At 49.5% G+C, this 21,317-nt stretch carries 12 protein-coding genes; all 12 read right to left on the minus strand.

From position 1 onward, the window contains the following. Positions 1-115 precede the first annotated feature (115 nt). Positions 116-1,810: a sodium:solute symporter family transporter gene (locus EFB08_RS15610; RefSeq protein ID WP_123127853.1), complete on the minus strand. Its 1,695-nt coding sequence runs from the start codon at positions 1,808-1,810 to the stop codon at positions 116-118. A gap of 84 nt (positions 1,811-1,894) precedes the next feature. Further along, positions 1,895-3,394, minus strand: a complete 1,500-nt coding sequence (araA, locus tag EFB08_RS15615; RefSeq protein WP_123127854.1) for an L-arabinose isomerase — start codon at positions 3,392-3,394, stop codon at positions 1,895-1,897. A 77-nt stretch (positions 3,395-3,471) separates the two neighbouring features. Further along, positions 3,472-4,170: an L-ribulose-5-phosphate 4-epimerase gene (locus tag EFB08_RS15620; RefSeq protein ID WP_123127855.1), complete on the minus strand. Its 699-nt coding sequence runs from the start codon at positions 4,168-4,170 to the stop codon at positions 3,472-3,474. A gap of 6 nt (positions 4,171-4,176) precedes the next feature. After that, the gene (locus tag EFB08_RS15625; RefSeq protein ID WP_123127856.1) at positions 4,177-5,964 is read right to left on the minus strand and encodes a ribulokinase; all 1,788 of its coding nucleotides are present in this window, start codon (positions 5,962-5,964) and stop codon (positions 4,177-4,179) included. 365 nt (positions 5,965-6,329) lie between these two features. After that, positions 6,330-7,037 (minus strand): NUDIX hydrolase, encoded by a 708-nt coding sequence (locus EFB08_RS15630; protein ID WP_123127857.1) that lies wholly within the window; start codon positions 7,035-7,037, stop codon positions 6,330-6,332. A 388-nt stretch (positions 7,038-7,425) separates the two neighbouring features. After that, complete coding sequence (locus tag EFB08_RS15635) at positions 7,426-8,613, minus strand: aldose epimerase family protein (RefSeq protein ID WP_123127858.1); 1,188 nt, start codon at positions 8,611-8,613, stop codon at positions 7,426-7,428. An 81-nt stretch (positions 8,614-8,694) separates the two neighbouring features. Further along, the gene (locus tag EFB08_RS15640; protein WP_227006353.1) at positions 8,695-9,756 is read right to left on the minus strand and encodes an arabinan endo-1,5-alpha-L-arabinosidase; all 1,062 of its coding nucleotides are present in this window, start codon (positions 9,754-9,756) and stop codon (positions 8,695-8,697) included. Positions 9,757-10,242: 486 nt separating this feature from the next. Beyond that, entirely contained in the window at positions 10,243-12,288 is a 2,046-nt protein-coding gene (locus EFB08_RS15645) for an alpha-L-arabinofuranosidase C-terminal domain-containing protein (protein ID WP_227006354.1), read from the minus strand. 84 nt (positions 12,289-12,372) lie between these two features. Next, entirely contained in the window at positions 12,373-14,745 is a 2,373-nt protein-coding gene (locus tag EFB08_RS15650) for a glycoside hydrolase family 127 protein (RefSeq protein WP_123127859.1), read from the minus strand. Between the two features lie 66 nt (positions 14,746-14,811). Next, complete coding sequence (locus EFB08_RS15655; RefSeq protein WP_123127860.1) at positions 14,812-16,386, minus strand: arabinan endo-1,5-alpha-L-arabinosidase; 1,575 nt, start codon at positions 16,384-16,386, stop codon at positions 14,812-14,814. A gap of 175 nt (positions 16,387-16,561) precedes the next feature. Continuing rightward, positions 16,562-18,112: a RagB/SusD family nutrient uptake outer membrane protein gene (locus EFB08_RS15660; RefSeq protein ID WP_123127861.1), complete on the minus strand. Its 1,551-nt coding sequence runs from the start codon at positions 18,110-18,112 to the stop codon at positions 16,562-16,564. Between the two features lie 38 nt (positions 18,113-18,150). After that, the gene (locus tag EFB08_RS15665) at positions 18,151-21,219 is read right to left on the minus strand and encodes a SusC/RagA family TonB-linked outer membrane protein (protein WP_123127862.1); all 3,069 of its coding nucleotides are present in this window, start codon (positions 21,217-21,219) and stop codon (positions 18,151-18,153) included. Between the last annotated feature and the right edge of the window lie 98 nt (positions 21,220-21,317).

Raw genomic sequence — 21,317 nt, forward strand, 5'->3', positions numbered from 1 at the left:
CCACGCCGGATCCTGTTCGTCACCGAGGTTGAAAAGGTACTGCAAAAGGGCTGTAAAACATAAAAAGCGGACCTACTGGTGTCCGCTTTTTATGTTTAGAAAGGTATCTCTGTTTTTACCAGAACCTAACGTACAGAGCCGTAACCATCAAGAGCGTAATCACAATCAGGCCCAACGTGGAGTTCGACACCTTGAACATAGAGGTATCCAGTTCAAAGGCCTTAGGGTTCACCTTAGGTCCGGCCAAGCTCATCAGGATCATCACTATCATGGTGAACATGAATGCCAGTCCCATACAGATCAGGAACGGAATCTCATAGCCGCCTTTGCCGTTTGGATAGGCCGTGTACAGGAACGTCTCATTCCCGAACCAGGTTGGCGCGTAGTTATTGAATACCACAGATAAAAGGAAACCGGTAAACAGACCCGCAATGGCTGCTGCCCCGGTGGTACGCTTCCAGAACATGCCCAGGAAGAACATGGCAAACACACCCGGGCTAATGAAACCGGTGTATTTCTGGATAAAGGTAAATCCACCCTCGCCGCCTATGCCCAACAAGTCATCCCAGGTCAGGAAAATGGAGAAAACCATGGAAGCGACAATCGTGAGTTTACCCACCCAGATCAACTTCGTCTCACTGGCGTCTTTGTTGATGTACTTGTTGTAAATGTCCAGGGTAAAAATGGTGGAGATACTATTGGCTTTACCAGCCAGAGAAGCTACAATGGCAGCCGTCAAAGCGGCCAAAGAAAGACCTTTCATACCAGTCGGTAGAAAGCCCAGAATGGCCGAGTAAGCGTTATCGGCGTTGAAGTTTCCGCCTGGGGCCATTTCTTCCTGCAGGGCACCGTTCTTATAAAGCACATACGCCGCAATACCGGGCAACATCACAATCACAGGCATCAGGAGTTTCAGGATACCGGCGAAAAGGATACCCGTACGGGCGGTGTGCAGGTCGGCACCTAAGGCGCGCTGAGTGATGTACTGGTTACAACCCCAGTAGTTCAGGTTCACAATCCACATCCCACCGAAATACATCGCGATGCCGGGCACCATGAGGTATTTGTTTATTTCCTGCTGAGTGGCCCCCGGACCGGGTTTGTCAAAGATCAGGTGGAAGTGATCAGGGGAATCCTGCAATAGTTTGTTAAAACCGGCTATCACGTCATTGCCCATCCCAAAGTGACTGCTCACCAGAGTCAAGGCCGTGTATGTGGTCGCCAAACCTCCCAGGATCAATACCGTTACCTGAATTACGTCCGTAAACCCGATTACCTTCATACCACCCAGGGTGATAATAATTGCGAAGACGGCCAATAACACCATAATCAGGTGGAAGTTCTCGCCACCGGCCAGGTTGCTGATCGCCAGGGCTCCCAGGAACAGAATAGACGTCAGGTTCACGAACACGTACAGGAACAGCCAGAAAATGGCCATGATCAAACTAGTGGTCTGGTTGTACCGGGTCTGGAGGAACTGCGGCATGGTGAAGATCTTGTTCTTCAAGTACACCGGGATAAACCAGACGGCCACAATGATCAGGGCTACGGCAGCGATCCACTCGTAGGCTGCCACGGCTACCCCAACCACGAAGCCATTCCCGCTCATTCCAATGAACTGCTCCGCCGAGATGTTGGAGGCAATCAGGGAAGCGCCAATGGCCCACCAGGTCAAAGAACCCTCGGCCAGGAAGTAATCCTTACTATCAGACTTCGTTTGCTTTTTGCGGTAAATCCAGTACCCGTACCCAGATACGATGATGAAATAGACTATAAAGATGGTATAGTCAATGGCGGTAAATTTGCTCATAGAAAAATAAGCCTGAAAGTTGGAAAGGTTTAGTTGATGGAAGGGAAAGGGCCTCTTGCTAAAATAAGCGAGAGGCCCTTCAAGTTAACTATTCTTCTGATAATACATCTCACTCCAGCGCAGTTCATTTTTCAACTGGCTCAACTTGGTGTCACGGCCAATTACCACGCACTCAATACCGGCCATTTCGGCGAAATCCTGCAGTTGCTCGGCGCTGATGTTCTGGCTGTAGCAAGTGTGATGGGCTCCACCGGCCAAAATCCAGGCGGCACAACCGGTTTTCATATCAGGCAGTGGTTTCCATAGCACGCGTGCTACAGGCAAGTTCGGCAACTCGTTCTGCGGCTCCACGGCCTCCACCTCGTTCACGATAAGTCTGAAGCGATTGCCCATGTCTACTACCGAAGCATTCAAGGCCGGACCCGCCCCCGCGTTGAACACCAACCGTACCGGATCGGCTTTGCCGCCAATACCCAGTGGGTGTACCTCGCAGGAAGGTTTGTCTATGGCCAAGGCTTCGTCTACCTCCAGCATGTGCGAACCCAACACCAAGGAGTTGTTCGGGTCGAAGTGGTAGGTGTAGTCTTCCATGAAGGCGTTGGCCCCCGGTAAACCACTTCCCATCACTTTCATGGCGCGTACCAATGCGGCGGTCTTCCAGTCACCTTCGCCGGCAAACCCGTAGCCATCGGCCATGAGACGCTGCACCGCAATACCCGGTAACTGTACCATGCCGTGCAGATCTTCAAACGTATCTGAGAAGCCTTTATAGCCCCCTTTTTCCAAAAAGGTGCGTAAACCAATCTCAATTTTAGCGGCCTCTCTTAAGGAAGCACGTTGGGCACCGCCTTCGCGTAAGCCTTCGGCAACGTTATATTTGGTCTCGTACTCCTGAACTAGCTGGTCGATGGCTTGGTCAGACACCTCGTTAATCACAGCTACCAGGTCACCGATGCCATGGGTGTTCACCGCGAAACCAAATTTCAGCTCGGCCTCTACTTTGTCACCCTCGGTCACGGCTACGTAGCGCATGTTGTCCCCGAAACGCACGAACTTGGCACCTTGCCAGTCAAACCAACCGGCGGCCACGCGGCACCAGTTATTGATTTCCTGGATTACTTCAGGGTCTTGCCAGTGCCCTACCACTACTTTACGCTCAATGCGCATGCGTGACACCATAAACCCGAACTCACGGTCGCCGTGGGCACTTTGGTTCAGGTTCATGAAATCCATGTCAATAGAATTCCACGGAATGTCGCGGTTGAATTGGGTGTGCAGGTGCAACAACGGCTTCTTCAGAATAGACAAGCCTCTGATCCACATTTTAGCGGGCGAGAACGTGTGCATCCAGGTGATCACTCCAATACAGTTTTCGGCAACGTTGGCATCTTGGCAGACTTTGAAGATCTCCTCGGTGGTTTTCACGGTAGGTTTGAAGACAATCCGCACCGGAATCTGCTCAGCGCCGTCTAATCCTTTTACTATTTCTTGGGAGTGGGCGGCCACCTGGTTAAGGGTTTCTTCGCCGTATAGGTGCTGGCTGCCAGTGATGAACCAGACTTCGAATTGTTTTAAATCAATCATGCGTTTGAGGGTTAGGGGAGGTAATAGTTGGCAGGCCAACGGAATTTACCAACTGGTTGATTCTTTTTGTATGGAGGTTACTGGCCGTAATAGGAATCTGGGCCGTGTTTTCTTTCAAAGTGTTTTTTAATGAGCGAATCTTGCAACCTTGGCACCTGTGGCCTGATCTGTTCTGTGAGAAATGCCATACGCGCAATCTCTTCTACCACGGCACTGTTGTACACCGCTTTCTTGGCGTCTTTGCCCCAGGTAAACGGCGCGTGGTTTCCTACCAGTACCATCTCCACCTCTTCATAGCTCATGCCTTTCTCCTGCAGGTAGTTCATAATCTGGAAACCCGTCTCGTATTCGTAATTTCCCTGGATCATGGCATCGTCCATAGGAGGCGCGCAAGGTACGTCAGTGGTGAGGTGGTCGGCGTGGGTGGTGCCGTAGATGGGAATGTCGCGTTGGGCCTGGGCCCAAGCAGTGGCGTAGGTAGAGTGCGTGTGCACAATGCCGCCAATATTTTCCCAGTGTTTGTACAACACCGCGTGGGTTTTGGTATCAGAGGAAGGACGCAGCGAGCCTTCCACGGTATTGCCGTCAAAGTCTACGATCACCATCTTCTCCGGGGACAGGTCCTCGTACGGCACCCCGCTGGGCTTGATAGCGAAAACGCCTTGTGAGCGGTCTACGGCACTTACGTTCCCGAAGGTGAATAAAACCAGGCCCAGTTTGGGCAATTGCATATTGGCTTGGTAAGCCTCTTCTTTGATGTGTTGGAAAGAACTCATGGATGCTTATCTGGTAAGGCCTTGCAGTTCTTCCTGCTCTTGGTTTTCGTTTCTGGTTTGTCCATCCTGGGCCGGGCTACCTGTTTCAGGAAGATCGGAAAGGGTGGTCAACTTGGCCGGCGCGCTGTGGACTTCCAGGAAGCCGCCCAACTCTGTGTATTTCTGGTAACGCTTAGCGTAAAGTTCTACCCGCTCTGAGTTAGGGAAATACTCCAGGTCAAACCCCTGCCCCATGGCTTCCATGGCATCTTCTACTTTGGCATAAAGACCTGCAGCCGTTGCCGCGAACATGGCAGCTCCAATAGCGCAGGTCTGCTCTGATTTATGAATCCGGATGGGCATGTTCATAACATCGGCCATCATCTGCATGATGAACGGTGATTTACGGGCCACACCTCCCAAACCTATCAGGCCTTTCACCGGCACCCCTTGCTCATTGAAACGGTCTACAATCTTTTTCGCCCCGAAGCATGTGGCTTCTACCAATGCCCGGAACACGCGTGGAGCGTCACTACCCAAGCCTAAGCCGGAGATAGCACCTTTCAATACTTGGTTCGCGTCTGGCGTACGGCGACCATTGAACCAGTCAATGGCGAACTCATTGTTTTCTGACAGTGGTATCTGATCTGCGGCAATGCTCAGCTCCGGTATGATTCTGGCGGAAACCTCTTCTACCAGTTTCTCAGCGGTAGCCGCGTCAATGACCTGGGAGTTAGCCAACAGATTCTGCAAAGGCCATAATAAAATCCGCTTGAACCAAGCGTAGGTATCGCCGAAGGCAGATTGACCGGCTTCCAGGCCCATCATACCCGGAATGATGGAACCGGGCACCTGGCCACAGATTCCGTTCACCAACGTTTCTCCTATTTCATCTACGGGCGCTACCAGCATGTCACAGGTAGAGGTTCCCATTACTTTGCTCAGGTGGTAGGGTTCAATCTGTCCTCCTACGGCACCCATATGGCAATCAAAGGCTCCTACGCCCACTACTACATCGGTAGACAAGCCCAGACGCTCGGCCCACTCGGCGCTTAGTTGACCAGCCGCCTGATCTGAGGTATAGGTTACATCAAACAGCCGGGAAGTGAAGCCGTCCAGAACCGGATCTAAGGACGCAAAAAAGTCATTGGGAGGAAGTCCACCGAACTCAGCCGCCCAAAGGGATTTATGGCCCGCAGAGCAGACCCCGCGCTTCATGGCATCGGCGCTGGTGCCGCCGGTAAGCAGGAACGGAATCCAGTCACAGTGCTCTACCCAGGAGTAGGTGGCTTCGCGCACCTGAGCATCTTCGCGCAACACATGCAGCAACTTGGCCCAGAACCACTCAGACGAGTAAATTCCGCCTACAAACTGCAGGTAATTGGTATCGAATTTGGTGGCGTGGGCGTTGATCTCGGCAGCTTCCTGCACGCCTGTATGGTCTTTCCAGAGCACGAACATGGCGTTGGGGTTTTCCTCAAAACCCGGCAACAGCGCCAGGGGCGTGCCTTGCTGGTTCACGGCTACGGGAGTAGAGCCGGTAGTATCTACAGAAATACCTTTCACATTGGCTGCGATGGCGGCTCCACCGGCTTTCTGAAGACACTCTTTGATGGTTTTCTCCAGCCCTTCTATGTAGTCGAGGGGGTGTTGCCGGAACTGGTTTGCGGCCGGCTCACAATAATCGCCTCTGTTCCAGCGGGGGTAGTTGAACACAGAAGAAGCTACTTCCTCACCGTTCCGGGCATTTACCAGGACAGACCGCACTGAGTCAGATCCGTAGTCTACACCAATTACAAATACATCTTGCGCCATAACTATTTTATTGATGTCAAATTAACGCTTATGTGGCTATTGCCAAAGAATTTTTCGTCAACTTTTAGGGAATTTAAAATTACCTTACTACAGGAACCCTTTTCTTTACAAGTATAGCAATAAGTTTTTTAAAATTGTTAATATGACACTTAATTTAATTTTAAAGATACCTCCTCCAGACTGCAGCTTTCTTGTTAAGCCTAAAATCCCAAACTAACCCTCTCAAAAGCAGGAACTCCCGTTTAGAGGTTGGTTTTCTGAAAACAGCCTCTAAACGGGAGTTCTATGATTCTGCTTGTTCCAGCATGCCCCCCTAGCATACCTTACCTGGGTAGATTCTTATTTAGGTTACTTATAAGGCAGCCTTAGATCAGGAACTTCTCTGGGTTGGGGATGAACTTGAGGAAAGCCTCAAAGTTATCATAGTACTTCTCTTTGTCTAGCTTGTAGTAGAAGGCGCCTTTTCTGGAGCTTTCCTTGTCTTTCTCCTCTTGCCGCACCAGTAAACCCGTGGACAGGACTTTCCGGCTGAAGTTGCGTTTGTCAAAGGTGGTCTCGTACAGCTTCTCGTAGAGGGTCTGCAGCTTGGGCAGGGTGAATTTCTCGGGCAGCAACTCAAACAAAATAGGGTGCAGGGCTGCTTTGTAGCGAAGCCGCATTTTGGCCATCTCTACCATGCGCTGGTGGTCAAAAATTAGGTTGGGCATTTCGGTCAGCAGAAACCACTCGGCGTGGTATTCAGTGCTGAGCTGGGCCTCGTATTTCTGGATGTCAATAAGGGCAAAGTAAGGCACGGCAATGGTCCGCTCCACGGGATCGCGGTTGGGTTCACTGAACGCCGGAATCTGCTCCAGGTACACACCCTCCAAACCGGTGAGCTGCTTCAAAACCCGCTGGGCTCCTACTTCCAGGCTTTCCGTTGGTTGAATGAAACCACCCATGAGGCTCCATTTCTGCTTTTGAGGCGCAAATCCCCGCTGAATCAACAAGAGTTTGAAGTTCTCTCCGTCAAAGCCAAAGATGATACAATCCACCGCAACAAGGACCCTGGTCTGCCCTGAATACTTCATCATGCCGCTAATACTTTTTATTGCCTGTGTTTCCAAGATTGGTAATTCAAGAGCCAAAGGGCGTTTTGGGTGTAATTTCTAAAAGCCGTTGCTAAAACACGGTTCAGGAAGTCTCCGCTCCGCTTTGCCTCCAATTCAGTTGTGTAAGCCTGCCGGAAAGTTTATCAACTATCCAATAACTTAGCAAATAAAAGAATAGTCAGCGACTTTCAAGCTTTGCGGCAGAAGACCACGCGATATATTTCTAAAATGGAATATAACAAAGCCTTTCCTCTGATCACAAAAGGGATTTATGGGCCGTTTTCAGGAAAACAGTTCAAAAGGAGAAAATCAGGAAAAGAAAATCCCCGGAGATTGATTCCGGGGATTTTACAAGCGAGCAGGCGCTGGCCTATTTCGCAGAGAATTTATGCACCGTGGTGGTGTTGTAGGTTTGGCCTGGCTTTAACACCGTAGTTGGGAAAGCTGGCTGATTAGGAGAATCCGGGAAGTGCTGGGTCTCTAAACAGAAGGCCGTTCTGAATTCATCTTTACCGACTTTAAGGGTGTGGCCACCTTCCATGAAGTTGCCGCTGTAGAATTGGATACCTGGCTCCTGGGTCCTGATTTCCATGGTGATGCCGCTCTTGTCTCCGGTCACTGTGGCCGCCAGCTTCATCTCTTTGCCAGCGTTACCGCCGGTCAGCACATAGTTATGGTCATAGCCATTGCCGTATTGCAGCTGCTGGTTCTGGTCTTTGATTCTGGCCCCAATGGCCGTTGGCTGTTGGAAATCAAACGGCGTGTTAGTCACTGGCTCAATACCCGTCGGGATCAAGGTGGAATCTACCGGGTTGTAGCGGTCAGCGTTAATCTGCAGGGTGTGTCCCAGAATGTCGCCGCTACCCTCGCCGTTCAGGTTGAAGAAGGTGTGGTTGGTAAGGTTAACGATGGTGGTTTTGTCGGTGGTGGCCTGGTAATTCACCGTCAGTTCGTTCTCGTCGGTGAGGGTGTAGGTAACCTTGGTGGTCAGGTTGCCGGGGTAGCCTTCTTCCATGTCCTTGGACACATAGGTTAGTTCCAGGGTTTTATCGTCTACCTGCTTGGCATCCCATACTACGCGAGAGAATCCTTTGTTTCCGCCGTGCAGGTGGTTCGCGCCGTTGTTGGTGGCCAGCGTGTACTCTTTTCCTTCCAGCTTGAACTTGCCTTTAGCAATACGGTTACCGTACCGGCCAATGGTTGCCCCGAAGAACGTATCGGCGCCTTCGGTGTAATCTTCCACGTTGTCAAACCCGATGGAGATATCGGTCAGCTTTCCGGTTTTGTCGGGCACCAAAAGGCTCACCACGCGTCCACCGTAATTGGTGATGGCGGCCTGTACGTTGTTCTTGTTTTTGAGTATAAACAGATCGGTCTGTTTGCCGTCTATGGTTTTCTGGAAATTTGCGCGGGCAGGTAGTTTCACTTCGTTGGCCGTGGTTGTAGTGGAGGTTTCGGTGTCAGCTGTTTCCTGTTTGCCGGAGTTCTGATTACAGGCGCTCACCAGGAGCATAGAACTTACCAACAACGTGGAAACAGGTCTTAGTACGTATTTCATAGACGAGTTATAGGTTTTAGCGGTTTATTTTTTTGAATGTAAGACTTTTCAGACAATTTCTATTGTGCACCTCCTCTGGTTTCAAGGCTGCGCCACCGCTACCACTGGCCACTGGTCTTTGTCCCAGGTAAGTTTCTCCACCCTGAGTTTAGGCCTGCCGTTTTGGGCAGCGTCATACCCATGGAAGATGATATAATCAGTGTTGTCAAACGTGTACACCGAGTTGTGCCCTACCCCATTCCATTTCTCGTTTCCTTCCAGTAAGATCGTGCCTCCGCCGGCATCCATGGCTACCCCGCTTTTATCTACATAAGGCCCCTGCACCTTCTTAGACCGTCCCACAATCATCTTGTAATCACTTTTGGCTCCTTTGCAGCAATAGTCAATAGAAGCGAACAGGTAATAATAGCCGTTTTTCTTGAAAACAAAAGGTGCTTCAATCGCATTTCCACCCGCTTCGGCCGGATTGCCTGGCAATGGGGCCGGATTCGTCTGTATCGTCAAGCCTTTTTTGCGGCTCGCGATGGTCGGGATTTTAGAAACGTCCTCGGCCACGCTCATCCGGTCCTTGTTCATCTTCACCAGTTTCAGGCCGCCCCAGAAAGACCCGAAGGTCATCCACGGGGTTCCCTTGTTATCGGTGACAATGTTCGGGTCGATGGCATTCCAGTTGGTTTGCCCCGGAATTGACTCGATGATCTTGCCATGGTCCACCCACTTGAAATTCTTGTCCTGCGAATCTAAAGTCGTGTTGGTCGCCAACCCAATAGCCGACGTGTTTTTCCCGAAGGCCGAGATGGAGTAATACAGGTAATATTTCCCGTTGTAAAAACTGATGTCCGGAGCCCAGATGTGGTTGTCTTTGAAGCCAGCCACCGCTTTGGTGGCCCACTCCGGCGCCGAGGCGAAAATAGGGTTTTCCTTTTTCCAGTTCTGCATGTCCGTAGAAGACCACACCGAAATGCCGTGCCCCGTACTGAACAGGTAATACGTGTTGCCCTGCTTGGCCATAACCGGATCGTGCACGGTCATGTTGTCCATAGGCCGGACCTCCCCTACCTGTTGGCCTTGCGGCTGCTGGGCCTGTGCAGAACCAATGCCCGTGAGCAAGAGTATACTGAAGATGAAGCTTCTTACCATCATATCAATTTTGGTTATCTTTCGTTTTGTAGCTGTTTTGGCCAAAATGAACCGGAAACACTCCTCCCCAGCGTTAAGCTAAAGGCATCGCTGTTTCCTTCCGGACGATTTCCTGTTCATGCGTGCGCATTTTGTCTCTTGGCGTATAAGGCGCACTGTTCCAAGGCTCCACTAAGTTGTTCCAAAGCAACAGCGTAGCCTATTTTCTTATCCCAATCGGTGCCAATTAGGGTGTAGGACCAGTTCATGCAGGCGGCGTGGTCTATGAACCGTTTCTGCACGTGAGACACCGTGAAATCAACTTTGAGCGAGGGTTTTGGGCCTGTTTTCGGTAAAACACCCGGGAAAGGCGGCCCATAGAAGTAGAAACAAAACGTGGTTTAAGGAATCACCTTCTAAGGAAAAGAAGGCTGGCATTCGCCAGAAAGAAGCGGTTTATTTCGGGGCTATTTTCACCAAACCAGCCCCAAAACAAACCGATTCCGTTCTTTATCTTCCCTGGGTAGAACCTCCTTTAGAGGAGCTCGTGGCCGTGTTGTTCGCCAGGGAAGAAGCCTTCACCTTGATCACATTCACAGAGTATGGCTCCAGGGAAAGCTTCACCCTGTTGTTCTTCACCGAAATAGACTCCTGCACCGGGCTGAGGGCTTTTGGATCGGCGAAGGAGTTCATCTGCCCCAGGTTGCTGCTTCTCATTTTCTGCACAGTTCCTTTGCTCTGCGGATTCTTCACGCCCGTCAACACAAACTCGCCGTCCTGCGCCTTGTCTGACGTGTTCACCACTTTCAGGATGAGTTCGTTTGTTTTCTTGTTGATGCTGGCAGAGGCAAACAGATTGTCTTGCCCGGTCACGTTGGCGTTGTTGCGTTGGATAGGCACCAGGTGCGTACCTACGTTCGTAGAGAAAAGTTTCTGCACGTAGTAGTTGGGCGTACCGAAGGATTGCAGGTTGTTTACCCAAATCATGTCTGGGGTCCACTGCCAGCCTTCTTCGTGGGCGAACAGCGGAGCGTACGAAGCCATCACCACCACATCGGCGTTGCGCTCCAAACCGGTCATGAAAGCGGCCTCTGAAAGGGCGCCTTTCCAGTTGTTCTTGTTTTCCGGGCTGGCGATGGCTACCGTCTGGGACGCATATTCTCCGGCAAAGATTTTAGGACCTTTGCGGTCATAGTTGTCATAGCGCGTGGCATTCTGCTGGAACCATTCCGGGGCACGATAATAGTGCTCGTCAATGATGTCGGCGTTGAGGCTGCGCATGGTTTTGTTCAGGTAATCGAATTCCGGGCCATCCGGGAAGGGGCCGGTGGTGGTGATCAGCTTTACGTCTGGGTACTTGGCTTTAAGCGCTTTCTCAAAGATTTTGTAGCGCTCTACGTACTGCTCTCCCCACTGCTCATTGCCCACGCCCAGATATTTCATGTTAAACGGCGCCGGATGGCCCATCTGCGCCCGAATCTTGCCCCACTCAGAAGTGGCAGGACCATTGGCAAACTCGATCAGATCCAAGGCATCCTGGATGTACGGGTCCATTTGATCCAAAGGAACCACTTCGCCGGTATTGAACTGACAGGCCATGCCGCAGTTTAAGATAGGAAGCGGGGCAGCCCCGATGTCCTCGGCCAACTGGAAGTACTCAAAGAAGCCTAACCCGAAGGTCTGGAAGTAATCTGGCGTGTGGCGGTGCTTGAACTCAGTGTTCCAGCGGTTCACCAAAGTGGCCCGATTGGCTACTTCGCCTATGGTTTTCTTCCACTGGAAACGCTCATCCAACGTGCGACCTTCCACGATACAACCGCCCGGGAAACGCAGGAAACCGGGTTTCATGTCAGCCAGTAGTTGTACCATGTCGGCCCGGAGACCGTTGGGGCGGTTTTTCCAGGTGTTTTTAGGAAACAGGGAAATCATGTCCAAATCCAAGGCACCTTTTCCTTTGGCTATTACTTGCAGCTGGGCTTTGGGATCTGTACCCGAAGCTGTGATGCTGGCTTCGTATTTTTTCCAATCGGTACCAGTGGGAGTGACGGTGGCAGAGCCCAGCTTTTCGCCTTTGGCGCTAAGCAACTCAACAACCATTGGCAAGTTGCTGCCGGGCTGTTGGCGGGCCATCACCGTGAAGTTGTACTGCTCCCCTTTCTTAATGCCCATGCCCCGGAAGCCTTCATTCAATATGCCATAGCCCCCGTTGTCTGATTTGGACGTAAGACGCAGGAATCTAGGGTTTGCTCCGTTTAGCTCTCCCCGGTTATGTACCAGCAGGCTGCCTTCGGCATTGTTTTGTTTCAGCTCTTTCCACCCCATCAGCGGGGTCTCAAACTCAAAGGAACGGTTTTTCACCAGCTCAGCGTATATACCGCCGTCTGCGCCCAGATTGATATCTTCAAAGAAGACGCCGTACATGGTGGGCGCGATTTCGCCGTACACCTGGTCTGCTTTTACCTGGAAGGTTTTAGTGCCAGTGGTTTGCCCAGACACGGTAAGCGCCATCAGGCACCCGGCAGTCAGGGCAGCAAAGGAAAAGGGTTTATGGGTCATGGTGTTTTTTAAAACAGGTACTACAATTGATTTCACTACAAGCAGGCTACAGGGTCTGAGCCTGTACTCACCCGGCCTAGCGATTTACTTCAACAACCGGACTCCGTAGATGCCAGCCGTAGAAGAACCTTCTTTGGCCACGAATTTTATGTTCAAGATATTCTGCGGAGCCTTGGCTAAGATTTGGGCAGGGATCTCATATTCCGCATCCACAAATTTGTCTCCGCCGGAGCCGTCTGTGGTGACCGTTTTCAGTAATTGGCCATTCACCAGAATCTGGAAGCTCCGGCCGCGGTCTTGCCCGTTATAGGTAACCTGCAGGGTGCGGGGCCCTTGCCCCTTGTTTTTGAGGTTATAGCTAAACCAGCCGCGGGCATGACGCCAGTGCCGGTCTTTGTACACGCCGGTTTCGGTTTGCTCGCCCTGGAATCCGTGGTCAGATTCGGGTTGCTGTTCGCCGGGAGCTACCTGGTCTACGGTTCTGGCCTCCAGCGCCAGCCGGGCATTTTCTTTTTCCTTGATGGCAGCTTTCCTGGCTTCCAGGCCTTCTGGGGTAGTGACCGGCCAATAGACCATGTACCGTGCATCATGTATCTGGTAAAAAGGCACCAACTCTACTTGGCTGTATTTGGGCGCTCCTGTGAGGCCAGCCACTGTAAACGCAAAAGGCTTACCTGGAATCCGCTGCAAGGCATTGGTCACATCTTTGCTGGAACTCACCAGCAGCGGAGCCTCCTCTATGGAATAGCTGGGACCATTGGCCACGTGGCCCATGCGGCTACCATCGGCTAGTAAGCCACGCAGATCGGTGGTGTCGGTCACGGCGGCAAGCACAATGGGGCCGTGCACAAAGGAAACCCACGGGGAGTTATCTGGCAGGTACTCGGCTTTCGTTTCCATAGGCAGGGAAACCGTTACCACATCACCTGATTTCCACTTCCGCGCAATGCCTGCGTAGCCGCCCGAGGTAGATGCCGGGCTGATTTCTTTGCCGTTGACTTTCACCTGGAACTGCCCTTCCTTCACCCACTCCGGCTTCCGGATAAACAAAGTAAACTTCTGCGCTTTTTTGAGCTTCAGTTTCACCTCTGATTTTTCCTCGAAAGGGAAAGTGGTGCTTTGGGTCAGGGTTACTCCTTTTTCTTTCCAGGTCAGTTCAGAAGGCAGGAACAGGTTTAAATAAAGGTCCTGGTCTGTGTGCGCGTAGATGAGTTCGCCGTATTTCCCGTGGTTTTCCAGGCCTGAGCCAACGCAGCACCAGAAATCCAGCTGTGGTTGCGAGTACACCCGGTAATGCCGGGGCCGCATGGGCGTGAAATACACAAAGCCGCCTCTCTCAGGATGCTGCGAGGAGAGAATGTGGTTGTACATGGCCCGTTCGTAATAGTCAAGGTAACTCGTCGAAGCGCTGTTGAGGTACAGCTGTTTGGAGAGTTTGAGCATGTTGTAGGTGTTACAGGTCTCGGGTCCCTCCTTGCCTTCTATCATGGAAGAGAAATTGTTGGCTGGGTGGAAGTGTTCGCTCACACTATTGCCTCCAATGGAAACCGTGCGATGGTTGACCACCGTTTTCCAGAAGAAATCAGCGGCGTTCGTCCAGGTTTTGTCTCCAGACACCTCGGCCACCCGCTGGTACCCGATCACCTTCGGGATTTGGGTGTTGGCGTGCATGCCGTTCAGTTGATCTTTGCCCTGCAGCAAAGGCGTAAGCACCGATGTCTGGGAAAACCGCTTGGCCAAGGTCAGGTACTTTTGGTCCCCGGTGATTTCGGCCACATCGGCAAACACCTCGTTCATACCGCCGTGCTCGCTACGTAACATGTCCTGGATCTGGGCATCGGTGAGGTTGGCGGTAAGATCAAGGCACCAATCCGTGAGCTTGATGAGCATATCTTTGGCCTTCTCGTTTCCGGCAAACAGGTAAGCATCCCGCAGCCCCGAATAGGTTTTGTGGATGTTGTACAGGGGCACCCACTTCTTGTTAAGCGAGAAACTACCGGCGTCTATCTTTCCGGCCTTGATCTCTTGCCACATCTGCTTGCCTCCGGGGGTGCTTCCCAGGTAGCCATTACCGCTCTTTTGCTGACAGGCTTCCAGTTGATCCACCATGTAGTTCAGCCGCTGCAACACCTCTTTATTACCGGTAGAAGCGTACATGAGCGCCAACGCTGAGAGGTAGTGTCCGCCAATGTGCCCGTCCAGACCGGTATTTTCCCAGTTGCCGTAGTTTTCTGCTTTGGGCTGGATTCCGGCCTCTTTCTGGAAAGGAGCCAATAAACGGTCTGGGTTCAGGGACAGCATGTATCTCAGATCCGTTTGCTGCGCTTGCTGAAACGGGCTCTCTAACAGGCGCACCGACGCTAATGGAAAGGCCTTTAATTCCGTTTTCTGGCTAAAAACAGAAAACGAAGTCAAAGAAGACAAACAAATACAGAGGCTTAAAACTTTTGCATTCATTGGAAAACTTTTTGAAGTGAAGGGGTCAAAATTTAGCACGTCTGCTTATTAAAGGTAATGTAGTTGTTAGGGCATTTTTTTACCCCATATTGGTTGCCCGGTTGCAGTGAAGCCTGAATAGGAAATTGTTGTCCTCCTGGGTGAGGCCTCCCAGTCCCATGCATCCTTTACATAGAGTTTATTTCCATTTATAGAAAGCACACCTTTAGCAGCATCATACGACCATGTTCCACTAACAGCACCGCTGACTTTCTTATCAGACGTCAACACCACTCTTACTGACTTCTGTATGGCCTGAAACTGATACTGCATGGCAATATGCTCCCATGTACCCACCAATGATTGCTCCGTGATAGTAGTCTCAGGAACAGCGGCGTATCTCTCCGGCATAACAGCCGGCCAACCATCTTCCGTCCATTGTATCTCTCTGACTTGCCCCATCATAACCGCGTTGGAGGCATTGATCCCTGATACATTGTTTGGCAAACGGCCTTGGGAAGAGTAAAACCATTCTTTAGTATTAGGATCTTGGAAGATAGCACAGTGGGAGATGCCTACCCATCCGGTATGGTTTGCAAACCCATAAGGATGCGTTAACATGGGCCAGCACTCTGCTCCGGAGGTTACATTCCCCCCATCAATTCCAATGTATGGCCCTGTTATATTTCTTGAACGGGCTACCCGTGTGTTATAAGCTACTGAAAGCTCATCATACGCCAGAAAAAGGTAGTAATAGCCTGTTTCTTCATTATAGATTATCTCCGGTGCTTCTAAGGCTTGCCAACGGTTTGTATTGACATTACCTCTTCCTGCTATTCGAACGCCATAATCTTCAAGCTTTTCCAGTTTATCTGGTTTACCTGAAGTAGGGTTAAGTTTTAAGGCGGCTATTCCGGAGTGCCATGATCCATATATGAGCCAATGCTCTCCAGCAGGGGTGACAATAAAGCTTGGATCTATTGCATTGAATCTATAATAGCCATTCCAATCATTCCCACCTTCCCGAACATAGTCCACTACACCGTCAGGTTCGGAACTTACAACCATCCCTTTGTCAACCCAAACATTACTAGCTAAATCTTCAGATTCCGCCAGACCAATAAAGGCGCGTTCGGTCCAGGAAGTATTTCTATCAGACCCAACGATGGGGTCATCTACCACTACACTATAATACAGCCGGTATGTATTCCCTACTTTTCTTATGCAGGGAGCCCAAAACCCATATGTGGGGTTTTCAATGGGTGGCAGGTTAATTCTGGCCCTCTTACTATTTAAGGTATCCTTTACCCAAGCTGGCGGGTTTTTAAAAGCCATTCCCATGAATTCCCAGTTCACCAGATCTTTGGACCGCCTAAAAGGATAATGTCCCTGGCTTGCATGGGCATTACCGTAGGAGGCATCTGTTTGATACATGTAATAATACTCGCCACTTTTAGCAACGGTAGGATCATGCACATTCGCTAGATTCCACTGTGAGCGACTTGCCCATGCTGCAATTGAAGTGTAGTTATCTGAGTAGGTAGGACCTTCAAAGGAACTCACCAAAGGGTCTACAGGTGTTATATTTTCCTCCTCTTTATCTTGGCAACCTGCCAGTAAAAACACGGAACAGACAACAAGGGTAAGTAATATATTCTTCATTGGTATGCTAATCAGATGTTAAAGAGAACGTTCACAGGCATAGCTATTTCACAACTACTGATTAGAGCAACCTCCACTTACAGCAAGATTTGTCCACTCACTTGATTAAAAAGTGATGTCATGAGTTGCACTCCCATGGTAACCAAGGCAAGCACAACCCATGACATTTACCCTCTTAGTTTGCCGGATTTGGAAGTAGGTTTTTATTTACATCCAATTCTGTCTGAGGTATTGGCAAATATTCATTTCCAGGAGTCCAGGTGTTGAAATCAGGATCATTCGCCTTCAACATGGCTAATTTATCAGGATCATACAACCAACCCCAGCGGATGATATCATGGATGCGTTGGGTCTCAATGGCAAATTCCAAGAAACGCTCATGCCCAATCTGATCCCGCATTTGCTGCTGCGTCATATTAGGCTTTGCGGTTGCTAAATCTGGCAGATTCGCCCTTGACCGCACCTGCTGAATATAAGGATAAGCTTCTGCAGTTCTTCCTAACTCATTCAATGCCTCTGCATGCATTAAGAGAATATCTGCGTAGCGTAGCACTCTGTAGTTGATACCAGAGTTCTCCCCGTTATCATTGGCAGCACCTAACCCATCATGGGTGTATTTTCTTGGATACAGCGCGTCCAGCGCATGTGGCCAAGGTTGTCCGTAAGCTGAAACAGAATTGTCCTGCGGCTCATAGGAGGCAATGGTGGCCAGCAATCTAGGATCGCTTTTCCCGTCTACCGTTTTCTCCTGCTTATATTCATTATAAACCCCACGGGTAGGCAAGAAGTCTGAGTAGCCTTTCCCATCCATGGCATAGGTGGACGCCTGAGAAGAAACTTGTCTCCAGTTAGCGGAAGGATCTCCACCGTAGTTCATAACCGTTCCTCCCACTTCATCAGGTGTTGCAAACTGCACCTCAAACAAAGATTCAGCGTTATTTTCAAAAGCTACCCCTGGTTTGAAGTTATCGCGGTATTCAGGCATGAGGCGGTAATTATAAGGAGCTGCCATCAACTCCTCAAATTGTGTAGCTGCTTGCTGCCATTGCTTTCTGTACAGGTACGCTTTCCCAAGCATGCCTGTAGCGGCACCCTTGGTAGCTCTACCAGTCTGTCTTGCGTCTGGTCCTGTGACATTACTGTAAGAAACAGGTAACATTTGTTTGGCCTGTTGGAAATCTGAGAATATCTGGTTCCAAAGCACTTCCTCCGTTGCGGTTGCCGGGTAATACTCTGCCGTTGACTTTGGAGTGGAAGTTATAACCGGAACTGCTTTGAAAGAGTTAGCCAGGTTAAAATAAGCTAGTCCTCTTAAAAAGTGCGCTTGACCTATCAACCGGTTTCTAAGCTCTTCATCCATTTCAATGGCGGGCAGCTTTTCCAACGCTTGGTTTGCTCTGAACACTAATTGATAGTGTGCCCCCCATAGCCACTGCACAGGACCGGATGTGGTAGGAATGGTAAAATTCCCCACTTGCACTAAGTCTCCCCATGGACTATCCCCTCTTAAATCATCCCCTCTACCATCAGTAAGGGCAGGATACATCCGCATATAAGTGCCATCCAGGATTAAGCTATTGTAGATTGCCGTCACCCCTCCCACAGCTTGGTCTGATGTCAACCAGTACTCATTTGCTGTTTGTCTATTGGGGTTTGTAAGTTCCAACTTATCGTCACATGCACCTAACAAGGGCAACAAGAATGCTAAATATTTTATCTTTTTCATGATCCTTCTTTGTGTACGTTAACTCAATACTTCTTTCACTAGAAGCCAACCTGTACTCCCAACATCAGTGTTCTAGGTCTTGGATAGGAACTTCCATCAAAGCCAGGGTTGAACACTCCAGAAGTAAAATCAGGGTTGTACAATTTGTAAGCCTGGAAGGTGTGCAGGTTCTGGCCCGTCACATACACTCTGGCTTTTGATATTCCTTTCAGGAAACCTTCAGGTAAATTATACCCAATTGATAAGGTATTTATTCTTAAATGCTTACCATCCTGCAACCAACCTTCCCGATCAGAATCACGGTTGTTGTCGTTCGGATCTCCACCCGCTAATCTTGGCACATCGGTGTTCGTATTAGTTGGCGTCCAACGGTTAAACGCATCTTCATGGTAGTTCATGTAATCTTGCGTGTGCATCAGTTCTCTGTATGTTCTGCTGTTAATTTGGTAACCTGCAGCGCCTGAGACGAACAAGCTTACATCAAAGCCTTTGTAACCCGCCGTGAAATTCATGCCATAATACACGCTTGGCAATCCGCTTCCCAGGTAAGTTCTATCCTCGGCATTGATTACCCCATCATCATTCAAATCTTTGAATCGCAAATCACCGGGAGAGGTGGCTGCGCTTTGGAAAGCGTGGTTGGCAACCTCTTCCTGCGTTTGGAAAATGCCATCAGTTACCCAACCAAAGTGACGGCCAATTTCACCTCCTACTTCGGTTTTGGAGCCCACTCCGTAAATCGGCTCATTATTACCACCTAATGCCAATACTCTGTTCTTAAGTGTACTGAAGTTACCGTTGATGTCATAAGTAAAGGCACCTTTGCTTCCATGGTAAGTAGCATTAAGCTCTATTCCAGTGTTTCTTAACGTTGCGGCATTAATGACAGGAGCGGTATTTACTGAACCGGTTGAAGATGGGATAGGAACCCCGACAAGAACATCGGTTGATTTATTACTGTAATATTCAGCGGAGAAATCAACCAATCCATTAAATAAAGTTGCATCAAGACCAACGTTTGAAGATGTTTTGCTTTCCCACTTGATATCTTCAGATATCAGGCTTGTCTGCAAACCACCCACTACTTTAGAACCGTTGAAGTTGTAAACGATGTTAGGGTTGATTACCGGATAGTACAGATAGTCTCCAATATCTTGATTTCCAAGTCTACCGTAACTTCCTCTTAGTTTCAATTCTGTAATTGCCTCCGGCAGATTCAAGAACTCTTCGTTTGTAAGTTTCCAACCTAAAGCAACAGAAGGGAAATATCCCACCCTGTTCTGCGGGGCAAATCTTGAAGAAGCATCTCTACGCAGGGTAGCTGTTACCAGATACTTATCATTGAAGCTGTAGTTTAACCTTCCTAGATAAGAAGCCAAGCCCCACTCAGATTTATTTCCCCAGGAAGAGTTATTTGTACCATTGTCAAGAACCGGATAATAAGGTTTAGGAAGTAGCTCAGAAGAACCACCCATCACTTTAGTTGTTCCACTTTGGTACATCTGGCCAACTAAGAGTGCAACACTGTGTTTATCGAATGTTTTCTCATAGTTTAAGGTATTCTCAACCAAACCAGTAGTGAAGTTTCTGGTGGCATTGCTTAATCTGGAAACGTTTTGCGTCACCCCGCCAGCAGATCTGAACGAGTTAAAGAAGAAACCAAAGTCAAAAGTTGGCTGGAAAGCATAATCCTGCGCTACTGTCTTATCATAGCTCACGTTCAGTTTATACTTCAAGCCCTTCAGAATTTCAACCTCACCCCAGGCTACCCCAAACGTACGGTCAACATCTGTGTAGTTTTCAAATAGTTTGTTTGCGCCTACTGCGTTCAAAACAATAGCTCTTTCTACATCTGATCTGATTCCACCGAAACCACCTTCTCTGCTTGGGTCATACACACGCATGGTTGGAATAGCCATCAGCAAGTCACCAATCAAGGGAGGTCTGTTACCTGTTAACACATCTGTTCTGTAGGTAAGGGTATTTTCATGAGAGCTAGTGTAATACAAGTTCGTTCCAAATCTAAACCGGCCTTTTTCTCCAGTAGTATTGATACGAGCTGAATAACGGTCATAGGAAGGGCCATTTCCCACAAATGTTCCATCTTGCCCAAAGTAGTCGAGCGCCACATTGTACGTGATGTTCTCCCCTCCACCTGATAAGTTCAGGTTGTGGTTTTGTCTTGAACCAGTCTTTAGGCCCTCTTTTTGCCAGTCAGTATCTACATCATCAATGTACACTGGAGAATTTGGATCGTTACCAGGAGCCACCGTCTGGCCGCCGTTCAACTGAGACTCATTGTTCAAGGTTTGGTACCCCACCCTATCGGCTACTGGAATTCGCTTCCACACCTTATCAACTCCATAGTAACCACTGTACTCCACTCGCAAAGGAGTGTTCTTTCTACCTTGTTTGGTAGTGATGATAACTACACCGTTTGCGGCACGTGAACCATAAATAGCGGCTGCTGATGCATCTTTCAGCACCTGAATAGATTCCACATCGTTAGGGTTGAAGTCTCGTGGCGAAGTTCCTACAGGCACACCGTCTATCACATAAAGAGGCCCTGCAGCACCAAATGTACTTACCCCCCTGATACGCACACTAGGAGCCGCACCTGGCTGCCCATCTGTTGTAACAGCCACCCCAGAGGCACGCCCCTGTAGTAACTGAGAAACATCACTGGTAGCAAACTTCTTTGTTTCCTCAGCATCTACAACTGCCACTGACCCCGTTATATCAGACTTGCGCTGGGTACCGTACCCCACCACCACTACTTCATCTAAAGACTCAGCATCTGACTGCAACGCTACGTTGATAGTAGTTTGGTTGTTGATAGCTACTTCCTTGGTTAGAAAACCAATGTAGGACACCACCAACGTTCCGCTGCCACTTTGCGAGGTCAGGCTGTAGTTTCCGTCCACGTCAGTGGAAGAAGCAACTGTGGTTCCTTTTAAAAGAACGGAAGCGCCGGGCAAACCAGCCCCAGTGGCATCTGTCACCTTTCCTTTGATAGTGGTGCTTTGCGCTACGGCATTCACCATTGAACCATATATCAGAAAGAGGACTAAGATCCACCCTTTCTTGATAAGTAATTTTTGCTGCATAGGATTTAGGTTATGGGTAGAGAAAATTGTTCAGTTCAAATTCACTAGACTCTAAAATGAGGTAAACTTCCGTTGTAAATGTAAAATTGACATTTATT

The organism is Rufibacter latericius (assembly GCF_003721515.1).
Classification (GTDB): Bacteria; Bacteroidota; Bacteroidia; order Cytophagales; family Hymenobacteraceae; genus Nibribacter; species Nibribacter latericius.

What these genes read in the sequence shown, in the direction of transcription:
- EFB08_RS15640 (WP_227006353.1), bottom strand. Translation starts at nt 9,756, where the DNA reads ATGATGGTAAGAAGCTTCATCTTCAGTATACTCTTGCTCACGGGCATT.
- EFB08_RS15645 (WP_227006354.1), bottom strand. Translation starts at nt 12,288, where the DNA reads ATGACCCATAAACCCTTTTCCTTTGCTGCCCTGACTGCCGGGTGCCTG.
- EFB08_RS15630 (WP_123127857.1), bottom strand. Translation starts at nt 7,037, where the DNA reads ATGATGAAGTATTCAGGGCAGACCAGGGTCCTTGTTGCGGTGGATTGT.
- EFB08_RS15610 (WP_123127853.1), bottom strand. Translation starts at nt 1,810, where the DNA reads ATGAGCAAATTTACCGCCATTGACTATACCATCTTTATAGTCTATTTC.
- EFB08_RS15620 (WP_123127855.1), bottom strand. Translation starts at nt 4,170, where the DNA reads ATGAGTTCTTTCCAACACATCAAAGAAGAGGCTTACCAAGCCAATATG.
- EFB08_RS15660 (WP_123127861.1), bottom strand. Translation starts at nt 18,112, where the DNA reads ATGAAAAAGATAAAATATTTAGCATTCTTGTTGCCCTTGTTAGGTGCA.
- EFB08_RS15635 (WP_123127858.1), bottom strand. Translation starts at nt 8,613, where the DNA reads ATGAAATACGTACTAAGACCTGTTTCCACGTTGTTGGTAAGTTCTATG.
- EFB08_RS15665 (WP_123127862.1), bottom strand. Translation starts at nt 21,219, where the DNA reads ATGCAGCAAAAATTACTTATCAAGAAAGGGTGGATCTTAGTCCTCTTT.
- EFB08_RS15650 (WP_123127859.1), bottom strand. Translation starts at nt 14,745, where the DNA reads ATGAATGCAAAAGTTTTAAGCCTCTGTATTTGTTTGTCTTCTTTGACT.
- EFB08_RS15655 (WP_123127860.1), bottom strand. Translation starts at nt 16,386, where the DNA reads ATGAAGAATATATTACTTACCCTTGTTGTCTGTTCCGTGTTTTTACTG.
- EFB08_RS15625 (WP_123127856.1), bottom strand. Translation starts at nt 5,964, where the DNA reads ATGGCGCAAGATGTATTTGTAATTGGTGTAGACTACGGATCTGACTCA.
- araA (WP_123127854.1), bottom strand. Translation starts at nt 3,394, where the DNA reads ATGATTGATTTAAAACAATTCGAAGTCTGGTTCATCACTGGCAGCCAG.